The 15,938-nt window shown below is 72.8% G+C and carries 13 protein-coding genes and 1 pseudogene; 5 read left to right on the top strand and 9 right to left on the bottom strand.

The window, feature by feature from the left end; all coding sequences use genetic code 11:
• A pseudogene (locus ACG2DA_RS06295) lies at positions 1 to 513 on the bottom strand (hypothetical protein); the annotation flags it as partial.
• Between the two features lie 219 nt (positions 514 to 732).
• Between ACG2DA_RS06295 and ACG2DA_RS06290 the strand changes: the two are divergent.
• On the top strand, positions 733 to 1,476 hold the full coding sequence (locus ACG2DA_RS06290) for a hypothetical protein (RefSeq protein WP_395254631.1): 744 nt from the start codon (positions 733 to 735) through the stop codon (positions 1,474 to 1,476).
• A 19-nt stretch (positions 1,477 to 1,495) separates the two neighbouring features.
• Here ACG2DA_RS06290 and ACG2DA_RS06285 read toward each other — a convergent pair whose 3' ends face one another.
• The 3 genes from ACG2DA_RS06285 to ACG2DA_RS06275 all read right to left on the bottom strand — a co-directional run bounded on the left by ACG2DA_RS06285 (position 1,496) and on the right by ACG2DA_RS06275 (position 4,945).
• The gene (locus ACG2DA_RS06285) at positions 1,496 to 2,839 is read right to left on the bottom strand and encodes a sulfatase-like hydrolase/transferase (protein WP_395254630.1); all 1,344 of its coding nucleotides are present in this window, start codon (positions 2,837 to 2,839) and stop codon (positions 1,496 to 1,498) included.
• Positions 2,840 to 2,964: 125 nt separating this feature from the next.
• Positions 2,965 to 3,513, bottom strand: coding sequence for an inorganic diphosphatase (locus ACG2DA_RS06280; RefSeq protein WP_395254629.1), 549 nt, complete (start codon positions 3,511 to 3,513; stop codon positions 2,965 to 2,967).
• Positions 3,514 to 3,745: 232 nt separating this feature from the next.
• On the bottom strand, positions 3,746 to 4,945 hold the full coding sequence (locus tag ACG2DA_RS06275) for a type III polyketide synthase (protein ID WP_395254628.1): 1,200 nt from the start codon (positions 4,943 to 4,945) through the stop codon (positions 3,746 to 3,748).
• Positions 4,946 to 5,190: 245 nt separating this feature from the next.
• Here ACG2DA_RS06275 and ACG2DA_RS06270 point away from each other — a divergent pair, with 245 nt between their 5' ends.
• Positions 5,191 to 6,345: a DUF1559 domain-containing protein gene (locus ACG2DA_RS06270; RefSeq protein ID WP_395254627.1), complete on the top strand. Its 1,155-nt coding sequence runs from the start codon at positions 5,191 to 5,193 to the stop codon at positions 6,343 to 6,345.
• Positions 6,346 to 6,358: 13 nt separating this feature from the next.
• On the opposite strand, the gene ACG2DA_RS06265 is transcribed toward ACG2DA_RS06270, so the two are convergent.
• From ACG2DA_RS06265 to ACG2DA_RS06250, 4 genes are all read right to left on the bottom strand, one after another.
• Positions 6,359 to 7,165 carry a hypothetical protein gene (locus ACG2DA_RS06265; protein WP_395254626.1) on the bottom strand — a complete coding sequence of 269 codons (807 nt, stop codon included), beginning with the start codon at positions 7,163 to 7,165 and terminating at the stop codon, positions 6,359 to 6,361.
• 283 nt (positions 7,166 to 7,448) lie between these two features.
• Entirely contained in the window at positions 7,449 to 8,756 is a 1,308-nt protein-coding gene (locus ACG2DA_RS06260) for a YkgJ family cysteine cluster protein (protein ID WP_395254625.1), read from the bottom strand.
• Positions 8,757 to 9,035: 279 nt separating this feature from the next.
• Positions 9,036 to 9,542, bottom strand: a complete 507-nt coding sequence (locus tag ACG2DA_RS06255) for a type II secretion system protein (protein ID WP_395254623.1) — start codon at positions 9,540 to 9,542, stop codon at positions 9,036 to 9,038.
• Between the two features lie 222 nt (positions 9,543 to 9,764).
• Positions 9,765 to 11,240 (bottom strand): arylsulfatase, encoded by a 1,476-nt coding sequence (locus ACG2DA_RS06250; protein ID WP_395254622.1) that lies wholly within the window; start codon positions 11,238 to 11,240, stop codon positions 9,765 to 9,767.
• A 78-nt stretch (positions 11,241 to 11,318) separates the two neighbouring features.
• Here ACG2DA_RS06250 and ACG2DA_RS06245 point away from each other — a divergent pair, with 78 nt between their 5' ends.
• Genes ACG2DA_RS06245 through ACG2DA_RS06235 form a run of 3 tightly spaced genes read left to right on the top strand, consistent with a single transcriptional unit; the run spans position 11,319 to position 14,499 of the window.
• On the top strand, positions 11,319 to 12,692 hold the full coding sequence (locus ACG2DA_RS06245; RefSeq protein ID WP_395254621.1) for a glycosyltransferase family 4 protein: 1,374 nt from the start codon (positions 11,319 to 11,321) through the stop codon (positions 12,690 to 12,692).
• Positions 12,689 to 13,270: a G/U mismatch-specific DNA glycosylase gene (gene mug, locus ACG2DA_RS06240; protein ID WP_395254620.1), complete on the top strand. Its 582-nt coding sequence runs from the start codon at positions 12,689 to 12,691 to the stop codon at positions 13,268 to 13,270. Before ACG2DA_RS06245 ends, mug begins: the two co-directional genes overlap by 4 nt.
• A complete protein-coding gene (locus ACG2DA_RS06235) occupies positions 13,267 to 14,499 on the top strand; it encodes a threonine/serine exporter ThrE family protein (protein WP_395254619.1) in 1,233 nt (410 codons plus the stop codon). Before mug ends, ACG2DA_RS06235 begins: the two co-directional genes overlap by 4 nt.
• An 86-nt stretch (positions 14,500 to 14,585) precedes the next feature.
• Here ACG2DA_RS06235 and ACG2DA_RS06230 read toward each other — a convergent pair whose 3' ends face one another.
• The gene (locus ACG2DA_RS06230) at positions 14,586 to 15,917 is read right to left on the bottom strand and encodes a DUF1501 domain-containing protein (protein ID WP_395254618.1); all 1,332 of its coding nucleotides are present in this window, start codon (positions 15,915 to 15,917) and stop codon (positions 14,586 to 14,588) included.
• Positions 15,918 to 15,938: the final 21 nt, after the last annotated feature.

Genomic DNA, 15,938 nt, shown 5'->3' with positions numbered 1-15,938 from the left:
CGGCGCACCGGGAGCGCGTTCTACAGCCCGCTCCGGCTGCGGTTTCGGTTCCGGCTGCGGTTCCGGCTCGGCCGCGGACGCCGGCGGGCTGAAGGGGGCGATCGGCTCCAGTTCCTCGGGCAGCGGGCCGAACAGCGGACCGTCCGGCACCGGGGCCGGTTCCGGCTCCGGTTCCGGCGTTGGTTCCGGCTCGGGCTCGGGCGTCGGCGCCGGTTTCGGCACCGGCGTCTGTTCCCGCTCGGGCTCGGGCTCGGACGGTTCGGCGGCGAAGGGATCGACCCAGTTCGGCGGGGGCGTCACCTGCGGGGGGGGCGGTGCGACGGTGGCGTCGGAGAGCCGCCGCACCTCGGAGCCCGGTGCCCCCGCGGTCGGCGTCCCCGCGGTCGGGGCGTCCCCGTCCGCGGACGCCGACGCCGCGGTCGCCCCGGCGGCGAGCAGCAACGCGGCGGCCCGCCGCACGGCGGGGGCGTGCCACGCGGCGGCGGAGCGGCGGGGGCGGGGGGGGCGCGGCACGGCGGTTCTCCGGGGGGCGGGGGCGGGTCGAAGCGCGACGCCCCGCCCTCCTCTTCGGTCGTTCGCGCCCCCATTCGGCAGGCGACTTTGCGGATTACGCCGATTCCGCCGCCGCGACCGCCCCGGGCGAGGAGTCGGGACCGCCCCGATTCGACCGCCCGGCCCGACGGCTACGGTTCGTCGTCCCCCGTGATTTTCCGGCCCTCGCCCCCGGTTCCGATGTCCGACGACGCTTCCCCGACAACCAAGTCCGCCCTCGGCGGGACCCTCCTGGCGCTGCTGGCGGCCGGGGCGGTGGCCCTCGTGATCGTGATCGCCGTTCTGCTGTTCCGTCAGGACGACCCGCGGTTCGACGTCGGGCTCACCGACGCCGACCAGTTGGAGCCCGTGACGGAAGCGTCGCTGAACGCCGGCTGGCGCGCCCCCTCCGCCGACGCCGGGTCGGCCGTCCTCGTGCCCCAGGCGTTCGGCGGCTGGGACCTGGAGACCAGCGACGAGAACGCGAACAACCCCGCCTTCGGCCTGAACCGCGAGGGCTTCCACGGCCGCTACACCCGGGCCGGGACCGCGACCGCGGCGGACCTGTACGTGTACCCGGGGCAGGAGGACGACGCCGCCGTGCTGCAAAGCGTGCGGGAACGCCTCAGCGATCCGGCCCGCTTCGGCGACGTGCGGTTCAGCGAGCCGGCACTCGTCCCCGGGGCGAAGACGTTGCGGTTCGACATGACTCCGCAAACCGAGGGCGCCGAGAACGCCGGCGTGCCGGAGTCCCACGGCCTGCTGGCGGCCGTCGACGGCTGGCTGCTGTTCGCCCGCAGCGAGAACGAAGCCGACCTGCTGCCCTTCCTCGCCGCCTACATGCGGGCCGTTGAGGCCGACGCCGCCGGCGAGCCGCCGCCCGCCCCGGCTCCCGGCGACCGCACCGAGACGATCGCCGACGACGGCGCCGAGATCGCCGACTGAACCGGCCGTCGGCGCGGAATTACTCCGGCGCCGCCGCCGAGCCGGGCGGGCCGCCGCCCTGCTTCGCATGGCGGTCGAGTTCGCTCGAAAGTGCCGACCGGGCCCGCTCCTGCGCCTCCGTCAGCGGTTCGGTCAGTTCCTCCTCCGCCGGGTCGAGCGGATCGCCGGCGTCGAAGAACCGGCCGTCGGCGTGCAGCCGGTAGCGTTCGTCCCGAGCGAAGGCCCCGGCCTGCCGGTTGATGCGGGCGTTGTGCCGCGGGTCGTACCAGACGAACGCCGCCGTCCGCCGGGCTTCGGTCGGGCCGCCGTCTCCGGCGAACGGGCTGACGCCGTCCCCGTCCGCCGGCGCCGGCACGCCGGCCAGCGTGCAGACGGTCGGCAGCAGATCCGTGAAGTCGACCGGCCGCTCGTCCGTCGCCCCGGCCGGCACACGGCCCGGCAGCGAGACGATCAGCGGCACCCACGTCCCGCGGTCGTTCAACAGCCCCTTCCCGCCGCGATACGGCCCGTGGGGCGTCGGGCAGACGACGGATTGGTGCGTGCCGTTGTCGCCGCAGAACAGGATCGCCGTGTTCTCCCGCAGCCCGGCCGCCTCCAGCCCGGCGACGAGGCGGCCGATCAGTCGGTCGGTATAGCGCACCATCTCCGGGAAATGCTCCTTATCGGCCTGCGCCTTCCCCGCCGGCGGGCCGGTCTCCGGCGTTTGGAGGAACGGGTCGTGGGTGAGGACCATCGGGTAGTACGCCAGAAACGGCCGGGCGTCGTCCCGTTTCACGAAGTCCAATAAGGCGTCCACGAATCGATCCGGGCCGTAGTCGTCCTTGTCCGAAGGCAGGATCGCGCCGCCGGCCTCCAGCTTGGGCGCCCAATATCGCGGCCCCTTGTTGCCGTGGCCGGGACGTTTGGAGAGCTGCCAGAGGAGGTGTTCGTCGAACCCCCAGTCGGCCGGGTCGATCTTGTCCGGCCGGTCCGGGCCGTCGCCGGAAAGCTGCCACTTGCCGAACACGCCGGTGCGATAGCCGGCGTCTTGAAACAGGTCGCCAATCGTGCGTTCCTCCGGCGGGAGAAAACCGAACTCAACGTAGTTCCGGTAATTATACTTCCCCGTCATCAGCACGACCCGGCTGGGCGTGCAGAGCGGCTGGCTGAAGCACCGCGCGAACCGCGTGCCGGACGCCGCCAGCGCGTCGAGGTGCGGCGTCGGCGGGGCCGCCGGGTTGTAGCAGGAGAGCCACTCCGCCCCGAGGTCGTCCGCCATGATCAGCAGGACGTTCGTCGGCCGCTCCGGCGGCGGGTTCTCCGGCGGCGGGCTGTCCAGGGGACCGGCCCCGACCGCGGCCAGCAGGGCGAGAGCGAACGACATCGGCGAGCCTCGAGCGGGATCAGGTCGACGGGCCGGCGCACCGAGCGTCCCGGACGCTCTAAGCGTCCGGGACGCGACGCAGACCGGTTTGGCGCCGGGCGACCGATCCGGCCCCCGACGGGCAGTCAGTGGTGGTAATGGAAACCGGCCCGGCGCTGGCGGTTATAACGCTCCAGGGCGTCCTCGATAATCGGTTTGGCGACCTCGACGGACTGGATTTCGTCCACCTCGACCGCCTTGCCCTCCAGTTGTTTATAGTCCTGGAAGAACCGGCGGATCATGCTCAGCCGGTGCGGGGGCAGCTCGGCGGCGTCGGTGTAAGGGTTATATTCCGGGTCGTCGGTGGCCACGGCGATGACCTTGTGGTCCTTCTTCCCGGCGTCGATCATCGTCATGATGCCGATCACCCGGCTGTTCACGATCGTCAGCGGGTCGACCGCCTCCTTGCAGAGCACCAGCACGTCGAGGGGGTCGTCGTCCTCGGCGAGGGTCTGCGGGACGAACCCGTAGTTCGCCGGATAATAGACGGCCGAATAGAGCATCCGGTCCAGCCGGAGCAGGCCGGTCTCCTTGTCGAGTTCGTACTTGACCGAGGACCCCATCGGGATCTCCACGATCGTCTGAAACGCGGTCGGCAGGCTTTCGCCGGGGGAGACGTCGTGCCAGGGGTGCATAGCCAACGGTCGGCAGAGGAAAGAACGAGCGGCGGGGCGAGCGGGCGGTCCCAGCATAACCCAGAGCCGCCCCCCGAAAGCGACCGCAACCGCCCCGAACCGGCGCCTCCGCCCCGAACCGGTCCCCCCGGCCCGCGGGGCCGGTGAAATCCGTCTTGCGGGAACGGGATCGGCCCCGCCCCAGCCTCCCCGCCGACAAGGTTCCGCGGAACCCCGCTTCGTCCGCCGGGGCTCAGCCGAACAGGGCCGCCTCGACCGTCAGGCCCGGGCCGAAGCCCACGGCGACGACCGGGCCGTCGGAGGCCTTCGCCCCGCCCAATCCGCGGGCGGACCGCAGGCGGTCCAGCAGGAACAGGATCGTGGGGCTCGACAGGTTCCCCACCTCGGCCAGCAGGGCCCGGGAGGGGTCCAGGTCGTGCTGGCCCAGCCCCAGCGCCTCGGCGGCGGCGTCGAGGATCGCCGGCCCGCCGGGGTGCACCGCCCAGGTGCCCACCTCCTCCCGGGTCAGGCCGAACGTGCCGAGCCACTCGTCCATCCAGCCGGCGAGGTGGGCCCGGATCGCCACGGGTACGGCGAGTTCCAACGTCATCAAAAAGCCGGCGTCGCCGACCCGCCAGGTCATCGCGTCGGCGGTGTCCGCCAGCACGACCGACCCGCTGCCGAGCAACCGGTACGGCGCCCGCGCCCCGTCCGGTTCGACCGAGACGTCCGCCGTCGGGGGGTCCGGCCGGAAGTCGGCGCCGGTGCAGAGCACGGCCGCGGCGCCGTCGGCGAACAGGGCGTTGGCGATCACCTGGCCGGAGTCGCTGACCGGGTCCGGCGTGTATTGGTGGTGCAGGCTGCACAGTTCCACCGCGGTCAGCAGCACCGCGGCGGAGGGGTCGGCGGCGCACAGCGCCCCGGCGACCCGCAGACCGTTCAGCGCGGCGTGACAGCCCATGAACCCCACGTTCGTCCGCCCCACCGACCGCGGCAGGCCGAGGTCTTCGATCAGGGCGCAGTCCACCCCCGGGGCGGCGAACCCGGTGCAACTGACCGTCACCGACTGCGTGACGCGGCCGGGATCCACGCCGGCGTCCGCCAGCGCCGCGGCGGCGGCCCGCACCGCCAGCGGACCGGCGTGCTTCTCGTATTCAATGATGCGATCGCCCGTGCTGGGCGCCCCGGCGTGCGTGCCGGGGCCGGGCGGGTAGAACGGAACGCGCTCCGGCTCCGTGCCCTCGCTGTCCGGGTCGACCAGCACGAGGTGCCGCTTCTTCACACCGACTTTGCGATACAGGGCGGCGATGCGGCGGCGGCCGGCCTCCCCCTCCAGCCCCGCCGGCGGGCCGGTGCGGCCGGCGAGCACGCCGGTGTCCGCCTGATCGATCCAGCCGGCGGGCAACGCGGTGCCGATCCCCGCAACGGTGCAACTCAGCGGGGAGGACGACATACGGCAGTGCCGGGGGCGGAATGCGGGGATTCGCCCTCAGCTTACGGCTCCGCCGACCGATTGGGCGCCTCCCCCGCGTTCGACCGGGAGGTTCGCGGGGGTTTCGACCCACAGACGCTTTTCAGAGCAAGTTTGCGGCGTCGCCGGCCGTCGCCTGCTCCGCCGGGAGCGGACGCCCCGCCGCCGCGGCGGAGCGGGTAGAATCAACGTTGATTGATCCGTCGCTCCCGCCCCGCAGGCCCGCCATGCACGCCCCGCCCCCCCGCCGCCCGGCGAGCCGGGCCGGCTTCACGCTGATCGAACTGGTCGTCGTGGCGCTGATCATTTTGATCCTGATCTCCCTGCTGATGCCGGCCGTCGAGCAATCCCGGGGCGCCGCCCGCCGCAGCCAGTGCCAGAACAACCTGAAGCAGCTCGGGCTGGCGATGCACAATTATCACTCGCCTTACAAATCCTTCCCCACGCAGGGCGGCGGGACGGACGCCACGGGGACGGAGGGCAACGCCGGGAACCTGCCGGCCTTCGTAGCGCTGCTGCCGTATCTGGACTGCTCCGACCACTGGAACCAGATCAGCCAGCCGCTGGCCGAGAACGCCGACGGCTCCCCCCGCACCCCGCCCTGGCCGGCAATGGGGCCGGAGCCGGGAAACCGCGACTACGGCCCGTGGCAGACGCAGAACCCCGTGTTCCTCTGCCCCTCGGACCCGGCCGGCCCGGAGCACAACGCCGGCGGGGCGGCGGACGTGATGGCGGATACGAACTACGCCGTGAACCTCGGCGACAACGCCGCCGGCGGCTACGGGGCGGAACCGAACGAGGACGGCGAACGCCCGGCGGCCCGGGGGGCGTTCGTATTTCGAGAATGGATCGGTCTGGACGACTTCCCCGACGGGACCGCGATCACGCTGCTGCTCGGCGAGATCGGCCGCGGTTCCGGGGCGAGAAGCTGGCAGGGCAACGCCCTGCGGAACGCCGGCGGAACGAAACCGGCACTGGAGTTCGACGCTGAACGCGGGGCGCTCAACCCGTCGGCGTGCGTCGAGGCGGCCGATAACGCGGGCGATCCGCAGACCTACCCGTCGGACGCCACCCTGCACCCCCGCGGCAGTCGGTGGAACGACGCCGGCGGGGTCTACACCGGCTTCCACGCGATCCTCCCGCCCAACGGCCCGAGTTGCCTGCGGACGAACGATCCCCGCAGTCCGGGGATCCTCTCCGCCGGTTCCTTTCACCCCGGCGGGGCGCAGGTCGCGCTGGTCGACGGCAGCGTGACGTTCATCAGCGAAACGATCGACGCCGGCGACCCGGACGCCGCCGGCGTGATCGGCGGCGAGAGCCCCTACGGCGTGTGGGGCGCCCTGAGCACCCGCGCCGGCGGCGAGACGATCCCCCGGTATTGAACCCGGCCTCGGCTCAGCGGCGGGTCAGCCGCACCGCGGGGGCGCGGGTGCCGGCGACGCGGACGGCGCCGTCGTCGATCTCCACCTCTTCCAGCACCGCCTGATTGGCGTCGCGGGGGTTGAGCGTGACGATCAGCGTCGGCGGGACGTATTCGCCGGCGTCCCCCTCGGGGCCGGGGGCGAGGTCCCACTCGTGGCGGACGTCGTACTTCTCCAGGAACTTCGACACCTGCGGGGCGAACGCAGCCGGGTCCAGCGGGAACAGCCCCGCCATCAGGCCCTCGACGTGCAGCGCCACCCGGTTCGGCCCCCGCATCTCCGGCCGCAGGGCCAGACTGACCACCCCGTCGAACTTGGAACTGGTCAAACGGAAGCCCAGCCGCACCAACCCGGGCCGGGTGAAGTCCACCCGCGGGTCGGACACGCCGTTGGGAATCTGCTCGCCGAAGCGTTCCGGCAGGCCCTCGGCAAGCCAGCCGTTCACCTCGTCCTGGGTGAAGCGCTGCTCCCAGGAGGCGCCGTACTCCAGGTCCCGGGCCAGTTCGACGGTGCGGTCCTCGAAGGCCTCGGCCTGTTCCCGCTGCACGGCGGGGGGCGTGGCCTCCAGGGCCTCGGCGTAGAAGTCCGGCGTGCCGTCGGCGAGGTACCACACCGCCAGCCCCGCGACCGTCAACGCCCCCAGCACGAAGCCCACCAGCAGGGCGACGAGCGTGCCCCCCCACGACCGGCGGCGGGCGGCCCCGGGCCGCTCGGCGGAGCCGAGGTCGGCGGATCCGGGGTCGGCGGTCGCCAAGAAGGCGGCCGGGGTCGCGGTGGACACGGCGGAGGCTCCCGTCATGGGAATCGCGGCTCGGGGCGACACGAGCCGGGCAGCGGCCCGGCGGCGCGCGACGGGACGCGAGGGAAGGGATTCCAACGGTAAATCACCCCGCCGGGACCGTCAACGGCGGTCCGGCACGCCCTTCGCAGGCGAACCGCCCCCCGTCGCCCCGTGGATTCCCGGGGTTCGACGCCACCAACCCGACGCGTCAGCGAGGGAAACGGAGCGGTCGGCGCCCCGACCGGCGATCCCTCGCTGACGCGTCGGGTTCGTGGAAACGCAGTCAGCCCGGCGCCCGGCCAGACCGGGCGATCAGCTTCGCGAGGTCGCCGGCGCCCTGCAGTTGGCGGACGGTCCGTCGGTGGTTCGGGCCGGTCGTGCCGGGGTCGTAGCCATGGTGGTGGTCCACCAGTCGCAGCCCCTCCCGCACGTCTTCCAAAGTGATGCGGTCGCGGCCGTCGGCGAGGGCCCGCCAGCGGGCCAGCGTGAGCGTCAGCGGGAAGGTCAGGGCGAGGGCGAAAAAGCCGTCCGTCAGCGGCCAGCCGTCGAACGCCGGGCCGCAGCAGGCCAGCCCGTCCAGCTTCACCCGGACGAAGCGGGCGAGCAGCTCGTCGGCCCCCGGCGGCAGCGGGCCGGCGTCCTCCGCCAGCCGGGCGACCGGAACCGGCCCCGCCCACAGCCCCGGCGGGGTGAGCCCCGCAGCGGAGACCAGCTTCGTCGCCCCCCACACCCGCCGCAGCCGGGGGAGCAACCCGCCGGCGGCTGCGGCGGCGGTGTCCTTGTGGGCGTACTTCGCCAGCGCCCCGCGGAAGGCCAGTTCCCCGGCCCGGGTGGGCGGGGCGTACTCGTGCAGATCGGCCGGCAACTCATCCGCGGCGGCGTTCGAGACGAGTTCGAGGAACTCCCCCAGCCGCCGCCCGCCGATCTCGGCGAAGTCCGCCCGGTCCACCAGCGCCGCCAAGTACACCGCCCGCAGCAGGGCCGGGGCGAAGGCGTCGGCCCCTTCGAAACAGGCCGTCAGGGCGTCGCGGACGCGTTCGAAGTCCGCCCAGCCGACCGCCTGCGACCGCGACAGCTTTGGCGGCTCGCCCCCCTTGTAGCCGACCGGCAGCACGTCGTGGGCGAGGGCGCGGATTTCCGCGGCGTTCTCCGTCACCGCCGCCCCGCCGTTGGCCGTCACGGTCGGGCAGCTGAACCGCAGACTGACCGTCGCCCCCTTCTTGGAGGGGTGAAAGGCGTACGGGTAAACCCGGCAGGCCAGCGGCTTCGTCCGCTCGCCGAACTCCTTGTGCACCGCACAGAGCCCGTCCGGCCGCAGGAAGGCGCAGGCCCCGTCCGGGGCGTGGTTCAGCCGGAACCGGGCCCGCCGCTTGAACGCCGCCGGCAGCCACTTGGCGGAGACGAACCGGGACGACACGCCCAGCGGCACGACCGGCTCCACCCCGCCAGGGGCGTTCGCCGCGGTCCACCCCTGCTCCGCGAGGCGGGCGCGTTCCTCCTCGGTGATCTCGATCTGGTGCTCCCGGCAACACCCCGCGCAGGACCGGCAGGTCCAGTGCTGAAGCGTGGGGAGCTGGAGGGGAACGGCCAACGGCGGACGGCCTGCGGAAACGCGACGGGAACGCCGTTCACCCTACGGCCGGCGGGTCGGCCGGCAACGGACCAACGCGGTTCGATCATCGGACTCCCCTGGCCCCCTTTTGGGGGAGAGGGGTCGGGGGCGAGGGGGCGGTGATTCCCGCCGACCGTTCACCGTCCGCTTCGCTCACCTTTCGGTTCCTTACCGCACAGAGCGAAAGCGGGCGAACCGCTCGCCCACCCTCCCCCCCGGCCCCTCTCCCTCAAGGGAGAGGGGAGCAGAACCAACCGCTCACCAGGCGAAGCGTTCCGCGTCGCCGGCGGCCCGCAGTTCGCCGGTGGTCACGTCGTAGATCCAGCCGTGCACGGCGTCCTCGGGGTCGGCCTGCTTCGACATTTCGGAGACCACCAACACCTCGCTGCGGCCGGTGACCGGGTTCTCCGGAAAGGCGCCGCCGACGAGGTACGGGCCGAACACGTGGTCGCCGCCCTCGCCCACGTTCCCCGCCCGGTCGGTGCGGCGGGTGAGCTGTTCCAACAGCGGCCCGGTGACGCCCGGCAGCGTGTTCTCGTGCTGGACGCGGTACAGCTCAATCTGCCCGCGGAGCACGTACAACCGCTCGCGGAGCTGTTCGTCCACGCCTTTCGCGGCGTCCGGGTGCAGTTGCGGCAGAACCGTGACGGCCAGCAGGGCGATCAGCGTGACGGCGATCAGCCCTTCGATAATGGTGAACCCGCGCCGCCCCGCGGGCGTCGGGCGGCTGCTCGGCGGAACGGCGGACGAACCGGGACAGGTCATGGCGGGGATAATGCGGGGACGGGGCGCGGCCGGCTCCTCCGGCAGGCCGCCGGGACTCTGCCCGCCGCGGGGCGGTCGGCAAATCGGGAGGGCCCCGGGGCCGAACGATCCCCGCTCCCCGAGCCGGCGTCGGCCGCACGGCCGGGCGCGGGCGGTAAGATCGGGCCCGGAATCCCGCCGCGCGCGGCGGATTCTCGCCGCTCCTCCCTGAACGGCGCGACGTTAATTCGCCCCGGCCGGCGCGCTCGTCGCTTGCAGCCGCTCGAGGGCGGCGGTCAGCTCGGCGACCTTCTCCGGGCGAGCGTCGTACTGATTATCCCGCTCGCCGGGGTCCGTGGCAAGATTGTATAACTGCCCGGCCGGCTCCCCCGGCCGCGGGCGGACGATCCGCGGTTTGCTGAAGCCGCCGCTGCCCCGCCAGGGGATCAGCTTCCAACGGCCCTCCGCGTCGTCCAGCCGGACGAAGTCCCGCTCCCCGGTCGATTCCAGCAGCGCCTCGGTGCGGGGGGCCGTCGCGGTCGCCCCGCTCCAGACCGGCCACTGGTTCACCGCGTCCGGGGCGGCGTCGGCGGGCGCCGGCACGTCGCAGGCGGCGGCGAGCGTCGGCAGCAGATCGGTGTGCAGCGTGAGGGCGTCGCTGGTCCCCGCCCGCACCCCCGGCCCGGCGACGACGAACGGCACGCGGTGCCCGCCCTCCCAGGCGTCTCCCTTCATCCCCCGGTACGGCCCGGCGGAGGCGTGGCCGTACTGCTCTTCGTCTGCGTCGTACCAAACGGGGCCGTTGTCGCTGGTGAAGACGACCAGCGTATTCTCCGCCGCCCCGGCGTCCTCCAAGGCCGCCAGTAGAACGCCGACGGCGGCGTCGGTCTCGGCGACGAACTGCCCGTACAACCCCGCCCCGCCCTCGTACTCCGCCGGGTCGCCGGTCACGGCCCAGGGGGTGTGCGGCGAGGCGAGCGTGACGTACAGCAGAAACGGCCGGTTGTCCGCGGCGAGGGTCAGCGCCCCCGCGATCGCCTCCTTCTGGAACGTCGGCAACACGTTCTGATGGGCGAAGCCGGGGGCGACGAGCCCTTCCCGCCAGAAGTCGCCCTGGATCGGGCTCCACCCTGGCGAGGAGCCGGCCCCGATGCGGTCCGTCGGCGGGCCGGCCGGCGTGCGGTCGCGGAGGAAATAATAGGGCGGAATATCGAGGCTCGCCGGGATGCCGAACCAGGAGGCGAACCCGCGATCCACCGGCCCGCCGCGGTGCTCCTCGGTGCGGTCTTCGCTCAGCGGCTCCCCCTCCGGGCCGGTGAAGCCGAGGTGCCACTTGCCGACCATCGCCGTGCGGTAGCCGGCGTCGGCGAAGACGCTGCCCAGCGTGGGCGTGCCCTCGGAGATTTGCGGGCGCTGGTTCCAGTCCCACGGGCGGCCGCGGCGGGAGTAGCGGCCGGTGAGGAGGGAGTAGCGCGTCGGCGTGCACCACGCCGCGGGGCTGTGGGCGTCCGTCAGCCGCAGGCCCCGGGCGGCCAGGCGGTCGAGGTGCGGCGTGGGGATCTTCGAGTCGGGATTGTTCGCCCCGAGGTCGCCCCAGCCCAGGTCGTCGGCGAGGATCACCACCACGTTCGGCCGCTTTGCGGTCGGCCCCGCGGCCGATTGTTGCACGGCCGGTTCGGCGGGGGCGAGGGCGGCGGCGAGCAGAACGAACAGCGACATCGGCGAAACTTCCGGTCGGGGCGGGCCGGCCGACTATGATCGCCCCGCCCCCCGATTCCCATTGTCCCCTCCCGTCTGATGCACGTCGCCATCGTCACCGCCGGCGGGGCCGGGATGTTTTGCGGCAGTTGCCTGCAGGACAACGCCCTCGCCCGCGCCCTGACCGCCGCCGGCGAGGAGATCTCGCTGATCCCCACCTACACCCCCCTCACCCTCGACACGGCGGACGAATCGCTGCTGGGCCCCGGCCGCGGGCGGGTGTTTCTGGGAGGGATCAATCTGTATCTGGAGCACCAATCAAAGCTGTGGGGCCGGCTGCCGCGGTGGCTGGTCCGCGTGCTCGACAGCCGCTGGGCGTTGAAGCTCAGTTCCAAACTGGGCGTCTCCAACGACGCGGCGAACCTCGGCCCGTTGACCGTCGATTTATTGCGGGGCGAGGAGGGCCCCCAGCGCCGCGGGATCGAGGAACTGGTGGACTGGATCGTCAACCGCCTCAAGCCGGACGCGGTGGCGTTCAGCAACGCCCTGCTGGTCGGTCCGGTGCGGGAGTTGCGGAAGAGCTTCGACGGCCCCGTCTGGTGCACGCTGCAGGGGGACGACATCTTCCTCGACGCCCTGAAGGAGCCGCACCAGTCCGCGGCGCTGGCGATGATCTCCGACCGGGCCGGGGACGACCGCTACGGCTTCACCGGGTTCCTCACGCACAGCGAGTACTACGCCGACCACATGGCGGAGACGCTCGCCCTGCCCCGCGACCGCTTCCGCACCCTGCCGCTGCTCTTGGCGCCGGACGGCTATCCCGAAGCGCCCCCCGCCGACGACGAACGGCCCCCGGGGGACGCGTTCACCGTGGGGTATTTCGCCCGCATCTGCCCCGAGAAGGGGCTGCACAACCTGGTCGACGCCGTCGCCCTGCTCCGCGAGCGCCGGCCGGAGGTGAATTGGAAACTGCTGGCGGGCGGCTACCTCGGCCCGCGGGACAAACGGTATTTCCGCGGCCTGCGCAAGCGGACGAAGTCCTGGGGGGCCGGGTTCGAATACGCCGGGGCCCCGGCCACGCTGGCGGAGAAGACGGCGATTCTGCGGCGGTTCGATCTGCTCAGCGTGCCGACGGACTATCGGGAACCCAAGGGCCTGCCGGTGCTGGAGGGCTGGGCCTGCGGCGTGCCCTGCGTGCAACCGGCCCACGGGGCGTTCCCGGAGTTGTTGGCGGGCGTGCCCGGCGGCGTGCTGGTCGAGCCGGGCGACGTCCACGCCCTCGCCGCCGCGATCGAGGAACTGCACGACGACCCGGATCGCCGTCGGGCGCTCGGCGCCGCCGGGCACGTCGGCGTGCGGGCGGTCCACGGCCCCGCGGCGGTCGCGGAGCGGTTCAAACGCATTCTGAGCGAACCGGCCCCCGCCGGGCCGGCCGTGAAGGAACCGGGCGCCAAGGAACCGGGCGCCGGATGACGCAGTTTCGGGCGCCGAAGTTTCGGGTGACGAAGGCGCAGCTCGCCGCGGCGGAGGGCGGCACGCTGCCGGACGTGCTGGCCCCCGGCGTGCGGCTGCTGTTCTGCGGCATTAACCCGTCGCTCTATAGCGTCGTGACGGGCTGTCACTTCGCCCGCCCCGGCAACCGCTTCTGGCCCGCCCTGCACGACGGCGGCTTCACCCCCCGCCTGTTTCATCCCTCCGAGAATGAGGAGTTATTAAACCACGGTTGCGGGATCACGAACCTCGCCCCCCGCGGCACCCGCCGGGCGGACGAATTGAGCCGCGAAGAACTGGAGGAGGGGGCGGAGGAACTCGCCGTGAAGGTTCAGGAAAATCACGTGGAGACGGTCGCGTTCCTCGGCGTGACGGCCTACCGGGCCGCCTTCGCCGAGCCGCGGGCGACGATCGGTCGGCAGGAGCGAACCGTCGGCGGGGCGGCCGTCTGGGTGTTGCCGAACCCCAGCGGGTTGAACGCCCACTATCAAAAACCGGATTTCGCCCGCCTGTTCGCCGAACTGCGGGCGGCGGCCTTCGCGGACGGGAGCCGCCGATGACGACGGAGCCCGAACCGCCCGACACGGCGGAACTGATTATCGAACTGGCGAGCGCCCTGCACCGCTACGGCGTGCCGGCCCACGAGCTGGAAGAACTCATGGTCGAGACGGGGGCCGCCCTCGGCGTCGCCGCCCAGTACTTCGCGGCGCCCACGGCCGTCCAGATCGCGTTCGGCGAGTCGCGGGAGCACCGCACCACGATGATCCGCGTGCTGCCGGGGGAGGTGAACCTTGCCAAGCTGCGCGATCTCTACGAGTTGCAGGCGGCGGTCGCCGCCGGGACGACCGACGCCGCCGCGGGCCGGGCCGGCGTGCGGGCGATCGAGGACCGGCCGCCGCGATTCGGCCCGGCGTGGACGGCGCCGGCGACCGGGCTGGTCGGCGCCACCGCGGCCCCATTCTTCGGCGGCGGCTGGGTCGAGGCGGCCCTCGCCGGGACGCTCGCCCTGCTGGTCGGCCTGCTGGCCTGGCTGTCCGCGAGCCGGCCCCGGCTGCAAAGCCTCCTGTTGCCCGGCAGCAGCGTGCTGGTCTCCGCCGCCGCCATCGGGACCGGCGCGCTGTGGCCGGACCTCGCCGCCGCGGTCGTGACCGTCAGCGCTTTGATCCTGTTTATCCCGGGACTCACGCTGACGATTGCGATGAACGAATTGGCCGCCCAGAATCTTGTGTCCGGCTCCGCCCGGTTCGCCGGGGCGGTGGCCCAACTCATGATGATCGGGTTCGGGGTCGAGTTGGGTCGCAGCCTCGTGGCCCTCGCCGCCGATCTGCCGCCGCCGGGCCCGGAGAAGGGGCTGGGCGACGCGGTCGTGGCCGGAAGTCTGGTCGTCGCCTCGCTGGCGTTCACCGTGCTGTTTCAGGCGTTGGCGCGGGACTTCGTGTGGATCTGCGTGGCGGCGTTCGTGGCCTTCTTCGGCGCCCGGCTGGGCGTGGCGCTGCTCGGCCCGCTGGCCGGGCCGTCCGTCGCGGCGTTCGGCGTGGGAGCCTTCAGCAACGCGATCGGCCGCTGGCGCCAACAGCCGGCGCTGGTCACCCTGCTGCCGGGTCTTTTATTGCTGGTGCCGGGCAGCGTCGGTTTTCGAAGCATCACCCAATTGCTCGACCACGACGAGCTGCGGTCGTTCCAATCGGTCTTCAACACGCTGCTCATCGCCGCGGCGATCGTGACCGGGCTGCTGTTCGCCAACCTCGCCGTCGCCCGCCGGCCGGGCACGGGGGAGCGGTTGAGTTAGGAGCGACCGTTCTTCGTGAGCCCGAAGCGCAAGCGAGGCGCGGACGGCTCCGAACCTCGCTTGCGCTTCGGGCTCACGGGGAGGCCTCACGCCAGAATCTCCTCCACCGGGTTCGCCTCCGGGTCGGCGAGGCGGATCGGACGGCCGACGTTCGAGAGGTTGTCCCGCCACGGGTCCACGCCCGCGGCCCGGCAGAGGGTCGAGGCGAAGTCCGCGGCGCTGATCGGCCGGTCCGTCACCTCCATCCCCGCCTCGTCCGTGGCCCCCACGACGGAGCCGCCGACGATGCCGTCGCCGCACATCACGGCGTTCCAGGCAGTCGGGAAGTGGTCGCGGCCGCCCTGCGGGTTGATCGTCGGGGTGCGGCCGAACTCGCCCATCCAGACGACCAGCGTGTCGCCGAGCCCGCGGTCCTTCAGGTCGTCCAGCAACGTGCTCCACGCCGGGTCCAGCACCTCGCAGAGGCGTTGGACGGCGGCGAAGTTATCGGCGTGAGTGTCCCAAGGAAGCACCTCGCCGCCGGCCACGCCGTTTATGCTGACCTCCACGAACGGCACGCCCCGCTCCACCAGCCGGCGGGCCAGCAAACAGCCCTGCCCGAACGGGCTGCGGCCGTACTTGTCCCGCAGCGCCGCGGGTTCTTCGTCCAGATCGAACGCCCCCGCGGCGGCGCCGCTCATCATGCGGACGGCCTTTTCGTAGGCGGTCCGGCGGCCGACGAGGGCCGCGTCCGGGCGGTTCCGGGCGAAGGAGGATTCGAAATTGGAGAGCAGTTCGAGCCGCTTCTGCATCCGTTCCCCGCCGGCGCCGCGGGGCGGGGCGAGATTGCGGACCGTCAGTTCCGTCCCGCCGCCGTTGGAACCGCCGGCGCCCTCGCCGACCACCAGCGGGGCGAACTCCGGGCCGAGGAACCCGCTGCCAAAGGCCGCCGGGTTCGCCAGCCGGAACGGAGCGACGGAGATATACCCCGGCAGATCGTTCTCCGGCCGCTCCGGCTGGGTCTGCAGTTCCTTCGAAAGCGCCGCCCCCAACGTGGGGTAATCGATCGCCCCGCCCGGCCGGTAGCCGGTGCGGGCCAGATAGGTCGCCCGGCCGTGGTCGCCCTCCGGGGTGGAGAGAGTCCGCAGCACCGCGCAGCGGTCGAGGCGTTGGGCGATGCCGGGCAGGTGTTCGGCGATCTGCACCCCGGGGACCGCGGTGTCGATCGCCTGGAACTCCCCGCCGTTCTCGTGGTTCGGCTTAGGGTCGAAGGTATCGAGCTGGCTCGGCCCGCCGGTCATCCAGAGCAGCACGACCGACCGCGGCGGCTTGGCTCCGCCGGCCGCCGCGGCGAGCGCCGGCAGCCAGCCGGACATCGACGCCCCCGCCGCGCTCGCGGCGAAGGCTTGCAGGGCCTGACGGCGGGAGAGGGCGGACATGGCGGTTCGTAGGGTCCGCTG

Origin of the sequence: Alienimonas sp. DA493 (assembly GCF_043951915.1) — a bacterium.
GTDB lineage: Bacteria > Planctomycetota > Planctomycetia > Planctomycetales > Planctomycetaceae > Alienimonas.
This window is presented reverse-complemented; position numbering and strand designations above follow the sequence as displayed.

Bases quoted from the DNA above. Each gene is read 5' to 3' on its own strand.
- ACG2DA_RS06290 (WP_395254631.1), top strand. From the start codon at position 733: ATGTCCGACGACGCTTCCCCGACAACCAAGTCCGCCCTCGGCGGGACC.
- ACG2DA_RS06285 (WP_395254630.1), bottom strand. From the start codon at position 2,839: ATGTCGTTCGCTCTCGCCCTGCTGGCCGCGGTCGGGGCCGGTCCCCTG.
- ACG2DA_RS06280 (WP_395254629.1), bottom strand. From the start codon at position 3,513: ATGCACCCCTGGCACGACGTCTCCCCCGGCGAAAGCCTGCCGACCGCG.
- ACG2DA_RS06275 (WP_395254628.1), bottom strand. From the start codon at position 4,945: ATGTCGTCCTCCCCGCTGAGTTGCACCGTTGCGGGGATCGGCACCGCG.
- ACG2DA_RS06270 (WP_395254627.1), top strand. From the start codon at position 5,191: ATGCACGCCCCGCCCCCCCGCCGCCCGGCGAGCCGGGCCGGCTTCACG.
- ACG2DA_RS06255 (WP_395254623.1), bottom strand. From the start codon at position 9,542: ATGACCTGTCCCGGTTCGTCCGCCGTTCCGCCGAGCAGCCGCCCGACG.
- ACG2DA_RS06250 (WP_395254622.1), bottom strand. From the start codon at position 11,240: ATGTCGCTGTTCGTTCTGCTCGCCGCCGCCCTCGCCCCCGCCGAACCG.
- ACG2DA_RS06245 (WP_395254621.1), top strand. From the start codon at position 11,319: ATGCACGTCGCCATCGTCACCGCCGGCGGGGCCGGGATGTTTTGCGGC.
- mug (WP_395254620.1), top strand. From the start codon at position 12,689: ATGACGCAGTTTCGGGCGCCGAAGTTTCGGGTGACGAAGGCGCAGCTC.
- ACG2DA_RS06235 (WP_395254619.1), top strand. From the start codon at position 13,267: ATGACGACGGAGCCCGAACCGCCCGACACGGCGGAACTGATTATCGAA.
- ACG2DA_RS06230 (WP_395254618.1), bottom strand. From the start codon at position 15,917: ATGTCCGCCCTCTCCCGCCGTCAGGCCCTGCAAGCCTTCGCCGCGAGC.